The organism is Pseudomonas sp. Irchel s3h9 (assembly GCF_900187475.1).
Classification (GTDB): Bacteria; Pseudomonadota; Gammaproteobacteria; order Pseudomonadales; family Pseudomonadaceae; genus Aquipseudomonas; species Aquipseudomonas neuropathica.
In genome coordinates, this window is the sequence record NZ_FYDH01000005.1 from 174777 (window position 1) to 188365 (window position 13589).

General features: G+C 51.8%; 10 protein-coding genes. 2 read left to right on the forward strand and 8 right to left on the reverse strand.

Annotated elements, in window-relative coordinates:
• Positions 1 to 183 precede the first annotated feature (183 nt).
• Positions 184 to 669, forward strand: coding sequence for a helix-turn-helix domain-containing protein (locus CKW26_RS10385; RefSeq protein ID WP_095048512.1), 486 nt, complete (start codon positions 184 to 186; stop codon positions 667 to 669).
• Between the two features lie 393 nt (positions 670 to 1062).
• On the forward strand, positions 1063 to 1302 hold the full coding sequence (locus CKW26_RS10390; RefSeq protein ID WP_095048513.1) for a hypothetical protein: 240 nt from the start codon (positions 1063 to 1065) through the stop codon (positions 1300 to 1302).
• Between the two features lie 127 nt (positions 1303 to 1429).
• Here the strand turns inward: CKW26_RS10390 and CKW26_RS10395 are convergent, their stop codons facing one another.
• The 8 genes from CKW26_RS10395 to CKW26_RS10430 form a co-directional block, all read right to left on the reverse strand.
• Positions 1430 to 4816 (reverse strand): P-loop NTPase fold protein, encoded by a 3387-nt coding sequence (locus CKW26_RS10395; protein WP_095048514.1) that lies wholly within the window; start codon positions 4814 to 4816, stop codon positions 1430 to 1432.
• Between the two features lie 284 nt (positions 4817 to 5100).
• Entirely contained in the window at positions 5101 to 6462 is a 1362-nt protein-coding gene (locus CKW26_RS10400) for a hypothetical protein (protein ID WP_095048515.1), read from the reverse strand.
• Between the two features lie 338 nt (positions 6463 to 6800).
• Positions 6801 to 9002: a hypothetical protein gene (locus CKW26_RS10405; protein ID WP_095048516.1), complete on the reverse strand. Its 2202-nt coding sequence runs from the start codon at positions 9000 to 9002 to the stop codon at positions 6801 to 6803.
• Positions 9003 to 9027: 25 nt separating this feature from the next.
• Positions 9028 to 9207 (reverse strand): hypothetical protein, encoded by a 180-nt coding sequence (locus tag CKW26_RS10410; RefSeq protein WP_095048517.1) that lies wholly within the window; start codon positions 9205 to 9207, stop codon positions 9028 to 9030.
• Positions 9208 to 9644: 437 nt separating this feature from the next.
• Positions 9645 to 10754, reverse strand: a complete 1110-nt coding sequence (locus CKW26_RS10415) for an XRE family transcriptional regulator (protein ID WP_095048518.1) — start codon at positions 10752 to 10754, stop codon at positions 9645 to 9647.
• Complete coding sequence (locus CKW26_RS10420; protein ID WP_095048519.1) at positions 10747 to 11364, reverse strand: hypothetical protein; 618 nt, start codon at positions 11362 to 11364, stop codon at positions 10747 to 10749. The genes CKW26_RS10415 and CKW26_RS10420 overlap by 8 nt, the downstream gene beginning before the upstream one ends.
• Positions 11365 to 11542: 178 nt before the next feature.
• On the reverse strand, positions 11543 to 12922 hold the full coding sequence (locus tag CKW26_RS10425) for a hypothetical protein (protein ID WP_095048520.1): 1380 nt from the start codon (positions 12920 to 12922) through the stop codon (positions 11543 to 11545).
• A gap of 123 nt (positions 12923 to 13045) precedes the next feature.
• A complete protein-coding gene (locus tag CKW26_RS10430; RefSeq protein ID WP_095048521.1) occupies positions 13046 to 13525 on the reverse strand; it encodes a hypothetical protein in 480 nt (159 codons plus the stop codon).
• Positions 13526 to 13589 lie beyond the last annotated feature (64 nt).

Below are 13589 nucleotides of genomic sequence, written 5' to 3' on the forward strand. Positions count from 1 at the left end.
TTTACAGCTAAATTGACAAGGTCAGTATCAGCGTATGGACATGCGTGCCAGCGAAGTAGTCGCAGATGCTGTTGCTCTGTTTCTACAGCCTGGTAGACCTACCGAAAAATCCGGCAGGAGGACTATATACCGTCGCACCGGACTGAGCAACATGGCTACATCCTCGTTTTTCGAGAGACTCTGATGTCCTTAAGCAAAGGGTTTGCGGCCGTACTACGGACTGCTCGGGCGGTACGGGGCTTATCTCAGCAGGATCTGGGAGATGTCAGCGATCGCAAACACTTCTGGCAAATCGAAAATGCAAGATCATCTCCAACGCTCAACAAGTTCGAAAAGCTTTCGAAGGCGCTCCAATTTGATCCCGTTACGTTGCTTGCCCTGTGCGTAGCAACACGCGATAACGTCTCGCCATCCGACGTCCTTCAGCGGGTTCAGAAAGAACTCGCTGAATTTGAGAGTATGGGCGGCACGAAGAAATTGGCCGAGAGCATGGAAAGCGGCGTACTCAAATCACGCGCCAGTGAACAGCTACGCAAGATGGCCGCCGTCCAGGAGTGCAAGCGAGAAGGCCTTACTCAAAAAGCGACGATGGAGAAGCTGGGGCTTCCAAAGTCCACGGTTCATGACCTTTGGAAAATGACGGATCAGGACGGGAAGTCCAAAATTTGAAGTGAACACGCTTAGGAGCTTCTTGATACGAGCCCTGATCCTGAGCATACGTAAAAGGCTCCACCTTCCAGCGCAGCTCCATGTTGAAACTCACTCCCCCCAAGAATCAGGTGGACTCGTAAGCCGTTCAGTCTGGGAATGGCTTTGCGCCTCTTCAAGTCGACCACCTGAGTGGCGCTGCCACGATCGGCCATGATCGCCATTTTGCATTGGGCTCAAACCCGAAGCTCATAATCCTGCTCACGCCGAGCCGACCTACCGGCGATCGACTGATGCAGTCCAGTTGTCATGCTTCGAAACGGCGCCGAGACAACACTTCCCACTTTTCACGGACGCTGGCTAGTGAGGCGAAGCTCAATCCTTTAGGATCACCCAAGACAGAGGGCATTCTTAATGACAATTGACTCAGATTCAGGCTTAACCATCCAACATCAAGATCGCTGGCCGAAGCTTCTTGCGGCTTTCGACTCCACCACAACGAAGGCGCACGTCCATCAGCACAAGAGTTTGATCGACGGCTACCTGCTTGCCCTACTAGATGGGGGACTGATACACGAATTTAACTATGAGCGACTGACCAAGGCAGCCGAGGATTACGCGAAAGCTGCCGAACAAGCCGCGCTACAGGACTAGTAAGTCAAAGGCTGAAAATCTCGGAGGCCCTCCCAAACCCGGCCGGTCGTCCCGATGGACATCGTACTCGCTGAAGACCAAACACTTCGGCAAGCGCAGTATCCCTACAGCACGCCAGGAGCAGCGATCACGTATCTTGCTCAGGTTCCGGATCACGTGCGGCCTTTTTGAGCGACTGGATCATGCGCTTGAAACCCTTGGTCTGTGCAAACTTTTTGTACAGGGCTGGGGTGATCTCAGAAAGCTTGGCAACGGCTTCGCCCATCGTACTCCGGAGTTCACTTGAGTATTTGAATGCTGCAATCTGCTCGGCCTTCGCATCGAAGAATTTGGCCAAAGCTGGAAGGCTTTCAGGCTTCCGGCTAAGGTACGCCAAGAACAGTACGATCCGTTGCACCTCTTGCGGATTAGAGGGCTGAATGTCCGGAATCAGGTGACCGTACTTCGAGAGCGGGATAGCGAAATTGTCAGGCTCTACGGATTCAGAAAAGAGCATTGACCTCAAGCGAATCCCGATAACATCGCGCTGCTGCGCATCAAGCAACTTAAGCAACGAATCCATCAGGGCGTATTGGGCCGCTCCCCATGGCGAGGTGAGGGTACCGTTAGCGAGAGAAGTAAGCACATCGATCAAAGCATCGCTAACTGCCGTAATCGTGGGTATGGAGATTCCATTCTGCACTATCGAACTCGTGATTGCCTGGTGCTGTTTCGCCCCTGCCGAGATGATCTGAACCCATTCATCACGAGTCCGCTCATCACTCGTGAGCTGCTTGAGCACACTCTCCCGAGTTTTGGGCAGCACACTCTTATCTGACTTCATGACGACATTGATCAAATTTACGTCAACTTTGAGAATATCTTGACAGCACTTCTCGATAGGAGCGTCCCATCCTGTCAGCCAAGTTGCCAAATCAAGCTCAGACACTCCAAAAGGCTCAATCGATTTCGTCAACAGGCCGAAGTTAGATGCTACCCAACTACATTGCAGTGGCCCAATATGTTCCCCTTGGATTAGATAAGCCAAGAATCCACTGATCGCCTCTCCAACCTTTTCATCCGGCAATAATTGGAAAAGAGCAGCTGTGGTAACCGTAGCATTTGCAAGCGCTCGGAAAACAGAGGACTCCAAGACACCATCCAAATCGTCCAGTTTGGCTAGTGAATCGGCGTCAGCTTGGCGAATGTACGTAGTTGCCGCCACCGCCTTGACCAACGGATTGGCGCTGTTTGCAAGCAACGTCGTAATCGCAGTAGCGATGACTTGATCGACATCCGTGGCTAATGCCAAGCCCAGTACCGCGCTCTCCACTTCGCCGGCAGCGCCAGTGAATTTCGCCAAGACGGCCACATCCGCTGCCGTAATACCACCAGTGATACCGCCTCCAAGATTCCGCTCCGCGTACAACCATTCGAGCGCAGGTACGACGCACTCGGTCGGCAAAGTCACCCCGCTGATTGGATGATCAGTGCAACTGACCAATTGCAGGTGAGCATCTGGCAGACCCACGTTCGCGAAGGTGAAGCCATTGGCTTTTATCACTTTCAAATGGGCAACATCAGCTAGTAGGTGCATCACATACTCAGACCGTTTCACAACGATCTCTTCAAACTCAAAACCTTGAGCCTGAAGATATTTGTCGTACTCCTGCAGGAGATCCCAAGCCGGCTGCAACTGCTCTTGATCAAAAGGCGAATTCAGAATTTTCATCAGGTTGGTTTTCAGCTGACCGCCATGACCAGTCAATAGCTGCCCATCCAACCCATGACCTTTGCAATAAGATACGGCGTCATAGAACTCTTCGGAGCCTGTCTGGGACTCGCCGAACAATTTCAGCTGCGCGGTATTGATCAGTTCCAAGAGCGGCTCGATCCATTCGTCTTCCTGCACTTGATGGGCTTTGGAAATGGTTGGCAGCAGAGACGCCAACAGAGGGCGCTGGGCAACCAGACGCTTCATGGCGTCGGAGAAACCGAACAGTGAAGTAAGACCACCCAGCGCCTCGTAATCCTCGTTGGCGAAGGCCTCTGCTAATGGCGTGTCCAAAAGTTCGGCGATCGCGATATCACCTGCGGTGAGGTAATGAATCTGCAGGAACTGGATCTGCCACCCAGCCTCCATGGAATCGCCTAGGGTGGCGCTCAGAATGGCTTTGGTGTCTTTGACCAGCCCACCTTGCTCGTCCCCAATCTCTTTTTCATAGGCCGCCGAGAACCCATCAGTGCGGAGGATCTCCACCAACGAGAGCTCAGCATACTTGCAGAGCAGAATATGGCTGGCGATAGCAAGAAGGCTGATCTCCTCTCCCACCACCAAGGCTGTCGTGGCTATGTCGTTGATGAATTTTTTTTGCAGCCGTGGCGTAACTAGGCTATTGGCCATGGGGCTGTGACGCTGCAGTAGCTGTGCGCTCTGCTCAATGACGTTTCCGCCGACATCCGGAAAGGTGTGTTTCCACAGCTGACGATATCCATCTTTCCAGCCTGAGGTAATTACCGGCGGCGAACGGAATACCACCGGGAATTTTTTCGCTATGAAGTCCCTGGCATCGTAACGTCGATCTCCGTCTGCCTTCAGGTATTCCGCCACTTTGTTTGAGCAGAATGGAACGATCACGGTCAGATTCGCAGCTTTGGAAGCAGCCTCAATAAAGATCTCTAGGTCGCTCCAAACTGACCTAAGGCTTTCCTTTGGCAAGCGATCAAGGTTGTCCAAGATGATGACGTAACGCTTGTCTTCAACAACCTTCAGCTGTTCGAGAAGCGTCTTTTTGAGATCAAGAGGCGTAACCTCCTTGCCCACTTCAATCTTCTCCTCAATATGGTCGTCGCTGGAGCCTTTGAAAAGGCTCAGAAGGCTCCACTTCTGGGCACCGACCTGCACCTTCCTATGGCAGAATTTGGCAGCGCCAAGGATCAGCACAGGGCTGAAAAACGAAACAAGGTGCACCGCGATAAGCCACCAAAAGGGATCTTGCAACGTGTTGATGAGCGCGGCGGCTTCGGGCGATGTACCTGTGAATGCGGCATGAGAGCTACGCGAAAGTGCGAAAAGCTCCCGGAATGAGGTGGCGGCGAAAAACAGACTAGCGACAAGCGCCAACGCCCAAGCACTGACGCGGCTCGTTGTTCGTTTGTTGTACTCGAACAAGCGCCCGAGGGCTCGATCGCGGGAGGCTTTGAGGGCCTCTGCAGCCTTGCTGACATGAGGTACTTCCTTGAGTACCTCGTCGGTGAAGAGCTCGATGAAGTTGCTCTTGGTCGATCCCTGATAATTCTGCTCACAATCGAAAACCCATACCCTGAAGTCAGAATCGGCAGCCGTCAGCTTTGACTTCAACATATACAAAATCGAGCTCTTGCCAGAGCCAAACTCACCGTCCAGGCCAACGACCTTGGAAGGCCCGCCGCTCAGCAAAAGACCATGTATTGCGCTCGCCACCTTGTCGTGGCTACCGCCGGGGAACACATCCTGAGTAGCAGGATGCTCGGTATGGAAATTGATCAGCCGCATAGAAGTCCTTTTATGCCATCCCTGCGTGTGTAGATCTCGTCAGAGTCCGACTAGCCCAAACTAAGCGTGTTAGTCCGGATGAGGTTAGCTCAATAACACCACCATATGGCGTTACAAACGTCGATTGCCGGTTAATCTAAGAAACTCGTCCGTGACCGATTGATCTTGGCTTTCGTGGCAGTTGCTTCCACTCTCTAACCGACTTGACTCTATGCTGAAGAGCCGGTTTTCCTGTCGTCTCCTCCACCACCAGCCGACCTAGACTCATGAATAAATTCGCGACATTACTTCCAGTTCAAGTCTGCTGTAGAGAACTTCAACGCCTGATTACCCGCCTGATAAAAGCTCGCCTCAATGACCACTTCATCGACTTTGCGAAGCTGACTCATAAACTTGCTGTAGTCGGAAATGAAGAGGTACGTTGTGCTGTTGTCACTCGGCTCACTGGCAGAAAAACGTTGAGGCTTGCCATCGCCAAATCGAACGCTCACGCTGCAACCGTCGTAGCTGCTGCACAGAAACTGCCCCCGCTCAATCTGAAGGATAACGTCCGATCCCCACCGAGGATGTTTTCGTAATTCGAGCGTAGCCCGTTGTGCGCCTGCATATGGAAAACCGAAGGACAACGTGTTGGTCGAATCGACCTGCGCAGTCAGTACCTCTTTTTGAGTCATATCATCGTTGTGGGTACCGTAGCGCCAAACCAGCCCCATTTGTTGTTGGTAGGCTTTGAGTGCGGCAGCCTCATCCTGTAATTTCTTATTCGCGGCAGCGTTGGTGATTTTAATATTGAGCTCCGCCAGCTGTTTTTTGTACGCGGCATTGTCAGGAGTCAAAGTGACCAGTTGCTCGTAAATTCTGGCCCGCGCAGAGACATTGTCATCTTTGATAGTGGCGAGGCTCTCGACGAGTTTGGTCTTTTTGGCCTCAACAGCCATAGCCTTATTTTTTAGCTCCACCTTCAGTGCGATTGCATCAATGTCGGCGTCTCCAAGACCTTGATACTTGCGAACAACGTTCAGCGCGTCGGCAATCTTGCCCTGATCAATAAGAGCGTTCGCCTCGGCTTGGATCGCAGCTTTGTTCGACTTGAGGTACTGAGCGGTCTGGGTACGCTCGGCCTGACGCTGCTGCTCGACCTGTTGTTGCGCAAGCTTGCTGCGCTCGGCCTTTTCATCGGACGTGGCAGAGTTGAACATCATCATGTAGCAGATGAACAGCACGCCCGAGCCGATGATCTTCGACTGAATACCTAAATTTAATCCAAGTAGAGACCGAACTCGTTCATATAAAGGTGGGATGAGCAATGACGCACCGGCCAGTGCCGGCAGCGACACTAGTGGATACCGCCAAACGCTCAACAGGAACAGCCCCAGAAAAAGCAGTCCAAAAAACCATGCGATAGCGCTTCTGGCGAGCGTAACGGATCGTGACCCTAAATCTGCACTTCCACTTCCCTCGCTAGGGCGTAAAACGATGGGCTGTGTTGGCTCAAATTCGACGAAAACATCGTCATGCAGCGGCAAGTCACTCGCGAGGGGAACAGTCACCGGCTCTGTGCAATGAGGGCATTTTCCAGAGATACCGGCCTTGTTGTTGCTCAAGCGAATGCTTTGTTGGCAGTGTTTGCATGCAAACTCAATCATGGCCTTCCCTGGTCGTAAAAACCTGAGCCTTAGCCTACGGCGGTGGCTCATTGCCAGTCAACCGCTCGCTTGATTAGACAGTGGTGATCTATGACGGCTACTTGACACCGTGGTGAGTTCCAGAAAATCGGTGATGATGCAATCGCATCTGTGACACGGAACCTGTCCTGGGCTACAACGCTTTTCGGTTGGCTAAACGGCTAATCGGTTTTCCAGAAAACCCATCGCTAGACGTCCTTCAGCGACGAACAGCAAGTACATTTTCATTCAACTAGCGGCGCTTGGCGTGAGTGTACTGCGGCCACAACAAGACAGAATTCGCGTAGCGGCGAAACCATTCAGCGTCTTTCTACAACTTGAATCTCAAACGCTTGCTCTGGAAAATAGCGTTCGAATCTTGTTTTTGCATTCTCCAGCAACTCACTCCGGTTGTTGTAATCGCGGCTGTAGCGCCCGGACTCCACGTTAATGAGTAACGTATCGCCATTCGTGGAGTGCCTGATCTCACCGGCTATTCGAGCCGGTTTGAAACCTGTGATGCTTGGATGGCCACGGCCGTCGTACTCCTCAGCAATCAGCAAATCGCCTTCTAAGGATACCGCCCAAATTAAGTTGTCAACATTTCGCCCTGCAAAGCCCTGGAACATCTCCAGCAGACCTTTTCCATTGGGTTCATACAGCGTCTCAAGCGTCTTGTTCAGAACGATGTTGCCGCCCTCAAACTCACTCTCACGAAGATTTTTGGGAGCACGTGGCGAGCCATACGTCTGATCCAAGTGTGTCATTCGGCTTGGCGGGGCAGTTTTCAACCGTCGAAGGAAAGACTGATAAAAATGACCAGAATTCACTTCTACTTGATCTGGATGAGCGGCACTTTCACGAATCAGATCTAACAGCACATTGCCTAAACAAATATCGTAGGCAAGGATCGCTGAAACCGCGTCTCCTTGAGGAATTTCACTGGCGTCAATGAGCACCTTGAACAGTGGCGTACCCAACCAGTTAAATGAGACTACCCACTGGAGTCGAGCGTAGCTCGTTGTCAGGAACTTGACTTTTTCCGCTTGCCAAGCCTCGACTTCTTCACTGCTTGCCTTACGCAGCTCATCGCCATTTAGCGTTTTAACAGTAGGCTCATGCTTCAGTACTTCGCTACGGATATCAGAGATTTCACGAAGTTCTATTTGGTATTCCAACCGAGCCAGCGATTCGCCGCTCGCCAAGGCCATACTCTTGAGATCGTCTATGATGACGTTGCACGTTTCGAAAACATAAATAAAAGGCAGACGGGCTTTTCGGTCACAAGGAACCACCGAAAAATCAGGAGTAATGAGCTCGTGCGGCTCGTCCCAACGACCTGCCTCGTTCATCCGTTGCAAGCCAAGTGCCCACTTGATATCTCGTGGAGCCTCGCCTTCGACTAAGTTGTATCCGCCGATACCTATCAGCTTGGCCCTTGCGTAAGGCCCCAACCGATCATCATGGACGTACAAAACGTCTTCACCCCGGTCAACCTTATAGCCCACGACACAAATGGCGTGCCCGCCACGTGCTCGGAAAACAGGCTTAGCAGTCTGTCCTCCGCTGCTGTCAGCCAAATCCTGCGACGCTAGCTCACACGGAGCGCTATTGGAACCTGAAGTCGCATCCGTATTTGAAGGCTTGGTTGGAATGGAGGGAACGTGGGTAAAAACTTCGCCCGTTAGAATCATTGGGAGCGAGCTGTCAATGTGCGCAATCACGGACTGCATGAAATACCGCTCATCCGGTGCTTCCATACTTTTAGCGTGGTAACGCACTCCCTCTACATCCAACGACCTTAGGATCTGCTTGTTGCTTAACTGCAAGCTAGGAAAGCTGTTGGATGAGTCTTCAACATGGTTGAGGGCGTTGATCGTGATCTCACTACATGAATGGATGCTGCGGGTACTGCGCATTTTGAGCGCGTGCAAGGATGCCCAAATGGCAGTTGTCGCGCAGGCCGCCACAACTTTGTCCTGCTCCTGAAAAGCAATCGAATTTACCTGAAGCGAGATTCCGAACAGATCGACATTGTACTCACGGGCGAGTCGCCGCTTGAGCTTGCGCTTCGTGCGAGCATCAGGCATGACCTTTAAGCAGGTTTTCCCGATAAATGTCCGAGGTAGCGGCTTAATCACCATGAAACCGAGATAGCTTTTGTTCAGCTTTACGGTAGCTTTCTTCGCATCATTGCCACGCTCCAGGATCGATGTAATCGTCCTGTGATCAACGGACGAGGAGAAAAAATGGAGCCGCGCGCATTTGTGGCCGTCGTTACCAAATCGCTTTACGTAATAGCGTGAGAAGTCTTCCAGGTAATCCTTATCAACGTAGTTAAACTCCAGAAGCACGGTCTTGGCCTTCAGGCAGGTCAGATAGGTAAAGAGGTAGTCGACCTGATCCTTGCTGAAGATGTCCGGAAAGTCATACCCAAAGCATTCCCTGACGAGATTGGTAATCGTGGGCTTCGCGAATTCAGAAACGAGGTAAGGAGTCATAGGCATAAAAAAAGCAGCCATCGGCTGCTTTTTCCTTCGAAAATGATTAGAGGCTGCAAGTCTTAGCGAGCAGGGCCTGGCTCACAGCTTGGGAAGCGATACGCTTCTCAATCTCTGCGTCGTACTGGCGCAAACGCGCAAGGCTTTCCTGCACCCGCATGGCGCGTGCCTCGGAATCCTCATACTTTCGGCGATTGGTTAGCTCAATCAGTGCATTCAGACTCATGGCTTCTCTCAAGAAACGGCATGGATAAATCAAATTAGCATGTGAGCAAAGCTAAGCACAATTGGTGAGGTAGCGCTTGCGGCTCATCGAAGCCAAGGACAGTTAAGCAGGCATTCGAGCGTTGGGTTGGTCAATCAGTATACAGACTCTGCGCTTGAGTTAACACCACTGCTCCCTCAGAAGCACATGAGTATCCTCATCCTCCCTTGAGACCACTGCAGAAAGCTAGCGTTCAGAGCTTACGTTATCTCACCTTAGCTAGAATATCGTAAGGTTTCCACATCTCACCGTGCTATCGGCTGGTGCCTGCAAAACTGAAGCAACCGATCAATCAGTGCGCCCCGACGCATCGACCAACACTCTCCCTAAAGCGACAAACATTTAAACCGTTTGAGCGAATGCTTCGGTTTCGTTGCCTGATAAGGTCGTCAGCTTGATCAGGCTTCTTGCTTCACAACAGACAACGGAGCGATGGGTACCTTGAGCATGAAGCGGTCAGTGACGAGCGCATCTGTCAGACCGGACTCCTTCAGAATTCCCCGCCACGTGGCATGATCTAGCAGCTCAATCGCCTTCTGAACAAGGCTCGGACATTCCATCTCGATCTGCTCATCTAATTCTTCTCGCCGAGTGAACCCATTTCGATTGAGGTAGGTGAAGCCTGTTCGAGCCTGATCTTGAGTGATCAAATTCAACGTCTGAGCTCTATAGATGAGGGCTTTGAAACTCACCTTCCAACGAAGCTTGAGTTCCCTGAGTGCTGACCAGTTGAGGTACTGCCCTCGCATCGGAGGAAACTCTCCTGCAAAGCTCGCACGAGGCATCAACAAGGCGCTCGCAAATTGGTTGGCTTGATCTTCAGTAGTGCGACATCCCGTTTCAATGCCCTGATGCATGACCAGGTGGCCCAACTCATGAGCAATGTCGAAGCGTTGACGGCAGGGGTTCTCCTTCGCGATGTTGCGCACGATCAGAGGTCGCTTGTTGTACAAGGAGAATGCATCGACTCGGTCATCAGCATCAGCGAGGCTCACAACCAAAACGCCTACATTCTCCACCAAGCGGGTCATGTTCGCGATAGGGCCAATACCAATCGACTGCTCACGCCGAAACCGCTCAGCGGCGATCTCCATCGAGTCGTGGTTCACGAGCGCCTCGTCAAAAGTCGAGAACTTCACCGCAGGAAAGTCGATTTCCTTTTCAAGTCCATCGAGGAACAGTTCAAACAACTCAACTTGCGAGGCGATGCTCTTCTTCACAGTTTGTGTCGATGAGCGAAGGCTTCGGAAATGACATTGCTCAAGCTCTACAGAGCCGCGCCGAGGGCTCGATAAAAAACCCTCGGTAACGCCCAATGCCTTACTGAGCACCTCTATCTGTGCCCTATTAGGAACAGTGTTGATTTCGAGCTTGTGCGCGTACTGCCGGCTAACGCCAAGCAGTTCACCCAATTCCGCAAGCGAAAGGCCTGCGGCGCACCTGGCTAACCGGAGCTTCTCGGGAGAGAACTCCTCGCCAAATGCGAGCTGTTGCGTTCTTTCATCCATCTATCGGGCCAACATCATTTGCAGTGTCTGTATCTGCGTCTTTCTTTTTACGATGCGGTTGAGCTTCAGTTACATCGACCTGAGGATGCTGCTCCATGGCTCGAACAGAAACACCTGATCTCTGCTCATGCTTCCAAAGGCAGACGACGTTCTGATTGACGTCAAAACCGACAATCGCCGTTTCGATTTTCGGGAACTCAGGATCCTGGTTGCTAGACAGGTACACCCGCCAGGTGCAAACCTCTGGAGACACTTCAAACAAACTCAGCTGGTGTTGCTCCAGCGGATTGGCCTTGATGCGGTGGGTTTTCCTGATGTCTTGAGGATTGTCCGTGACCACCTGAAACAGAACACCGTTCACGCTGACCGTGAAGTCCAACGTCGCATTTCTCAACTCCAGCCAAGGCAACGACTTGTCTTTACCCAAGACCTGGGAAAGCCCCTGCAGCCGACCGAACAGCAGCGTACCGCGCGTGTAAGCGGTGTCGTATTGGGTGGTTGAGTCTTCCAGCGCACCGTAGGCGACAGAAGAAACCTCCTGACAAAACTTGTCCAAGTACTCTGGTTGCAGTCGGGGTTCGAAATAGCTGGGGTGTTGAGTCTCAAGCATCAGGTAGATCCTCAAAAACTATGCATATCGAAAAATCTGTCAACTAGATTTTTATGCAGTTTATTGAAAATGTCAACCTACCTGATCGCGCAGTCCCATCGCTCTAAATGGGCCATTGAGATGATCGAGTCTCAAAGAGAGTCGTCCCCAAGCACGCCTCCACCTGCCGAATCCGAATTCATTGGTTAGATTTCGCAGCCTTGTCCTGCTCCCAATGGGTGACGTCTTCAAACTCCTCGGTGTCGTCTGCGGACAGCATCAAGGAGTGGCGGTAGAGTTCCATCAACTGAGGCATGCGAGCGAAGTACTGCAGCGTCTCCGCACATTCATAGCGGTTCTCGAACGGGTAATAATTCACGCCGTGAACCAGGATGCCCATCACCAATGTCCCGGAAGCGTCAAATTTTGAAAGACTGTCGATGTTTTTAACCCGGCGCATTTCCTCGATATCGACCCCTTCAACCGTCTCGTACCAGATATGGACGACTCCAGGTTTATCAGGAGGTATCTGGGTGATCCCACTGTTGGCAAGCCCCTTAAAATGACGTGAGCGTCGCTCCAGCGAGATCGCGTGGTCACATCGCCATTGGGCCGCCACACAGTTGGCAACGCCCTGAACAAAAATATTGAGAATTGTGTTCGAGTCACCTGGCCGAACGATGTTCGCAGCTAAAGTCGCGATGCTGCGTTTCTCATTGCTATCGATATCACCGAATACCAGCAACTCATGCTGAGGGCTGTTGGCCCTGACAGAGTTGCTGCGGTAATGGCGTTCGAGGTGCGCCCTATCAATCCCGCGAATCTGCGCACTGATCGAGCCCTCCCGAACTCTGCCTGACCCAATTTCGATAGCGCGATTCACCACCTTGATCACATCATCCGCAGTTGCATCAGAAACCTGATCGTGGAAGGTCAGATCGACGATGCTCCACGGTGCAACCTCAAGCATATGCTGGCTCAACTGACTCCAAATGCTGACCCAAGTCTCTTCTTCAATCTGCGAATATTGAGTCTGCTTGTCCGCTCGCTTGCACTCAACGTAGATCTCCACGTCATCGACTTTGACAAGCAGATCCGGTGACTTTTTCGTTTTCCCGTCCGACCAGATGAGACTGTTCTCTGGAATGAAGGAAACCTCATAACCATTTTTCAGATAGAACGAGGCAGTCAGCAGCTCAAAAACCTGCGTCTCTGGCTTCGTTTTATTGGACAACATTTTGTCCAGAACCCCTTCCACATTGGGGATTTTCAGGAGCAGTTCTGAAAAAGCACCGATGGTCTTGGCATACGGATAGATTCGATCGCTGCTGTAGGCACAGTCGCTGTAGGGGAAGTCGTAGGCCAACTCAGCCACCAAGATGTACCAGTCAATATCGTCCTCTGCCGGCACAAAAAGCTGGGGCTCGATCGGCATGCTCAGATCAATCTTCGACTCTTTCGCTCGGATACGCTCCACATAAGCGGCCCTTCTCTTGGCCCAGACGTTAGCCCCAAGTCTATCCACCAAAAGTTTGTAGAATGCTTTGGTTCTCGCATACTCAACCTGACGAACATCCACTGTTATTTCTCCCTGTCTAGCTGGCGAATCGTGATGGAGGGGTCTGAGGGGAACTGAATGCGCGCGGTAAGCCGTTGCTTCCCTTTTTTGAACTGGCCTGAGCATTCGGTTGAAAGGTCTGTATTACAGCCCCAATTCTTCAGCCAAGGCTAACGCCCAGATGACCTCATTTCCTTGAGTGGCGAGAAGCTCCCTCACCATATCGGTCAAATCAGCCCAGCCCAAACCAGAACGATCGCCCCAAGGGTTGTCGAAATCCGCCAAGCATTCTCGTATCAGTCGAGACAAAATTTTCATCACAGTGTGATCTTCTTTGGGGCAATCTTCTCGACCGCCTCCACTGCCGTCAGAGAGGAGGAGATCGTCATACATCTGCCTAAGCGCAAATTTATTCGCGAGTAAGATTGCTCGTAGGCGTGCCTCCATCACCGACTCACTGAAGAAATCCCTTGCAGCGTTCCAAATGACACAGACTTTTTCATCTCCGAAACCGGAAGCGCAAGCCAGACATGCGTATATCCGGTCAGCCTCGGCTCGCATCAAAAAGTCGAAGCCATAGACCCTTGCGTCTTGGTACGGAAAAAATGCGGGCCAGCGCCCCACATGCAACCTTACATACCGATTCTTTGCTTTTACTGGGTCAGCCTTCTCATCACTCCATTGACAC

Excerpts from the sequence above, each read along its gene's own strand:
- CKW26_RS10385 (WP_095048512.1), top strand. The coding sequence starts at position 184 with ATGTCCTTAAGCAAAGGGTTTGCGGCCGTACTACGGACTGCTCGGGCG.
- CKW26_RS10390 (WP_095048513.1), top strand. The coding sequence starts at position 1,063 with ATGACAATTGACTCAGATTCAGGCTTAACCATCCAACATCAAGATCGC.
- CKW26_RS10395 (WP_095048514.1), bottom strand. The coding sequence starts at position 4,816 with ATGCGGCTGATCAATTTCCATACCGAGCATCCTGCTACTCAGGATGTG.
- CKW26_RS10400 (WP_095048515.1), bottom strand. The coding sequence starts at position 6,462 with ATGATTGAGTTTGCATGCAAACACTGCCAACAAAGCATTCGCTTGAGC.
- CKW26_RS10405 (WP_095048516.1), bottom strand. The coding sequence starts at position 9,002 with ATGGCTGCTTTTTTTATGCCTATGACTCCTTACCTCGTTTCTGAATTC.
- CKW26_RS10410 (WP_095048517.1), bottom strand. The coding sequence starts at position 9,207 with ATGAGTCTGAATGCACTGATTGAGCTAACCAATCGCCGAAAGTATGAG.
- CKW26_RS10415 (WP_095048518.1), bottom strand. The coding sequence starts at position 10,754 with ATGGATGAAAGAACGCAACAGCTCGCATTTGGCGAGGAGTTCTCTCCC.
- CKW26_RS10420 (WP_095048519.1), bottom strand. The coding sequence starts at position 11,364 with ATGCTTGAGACTCAACACCCCAGCTATTTCGAACCCCGACTGCAACCA.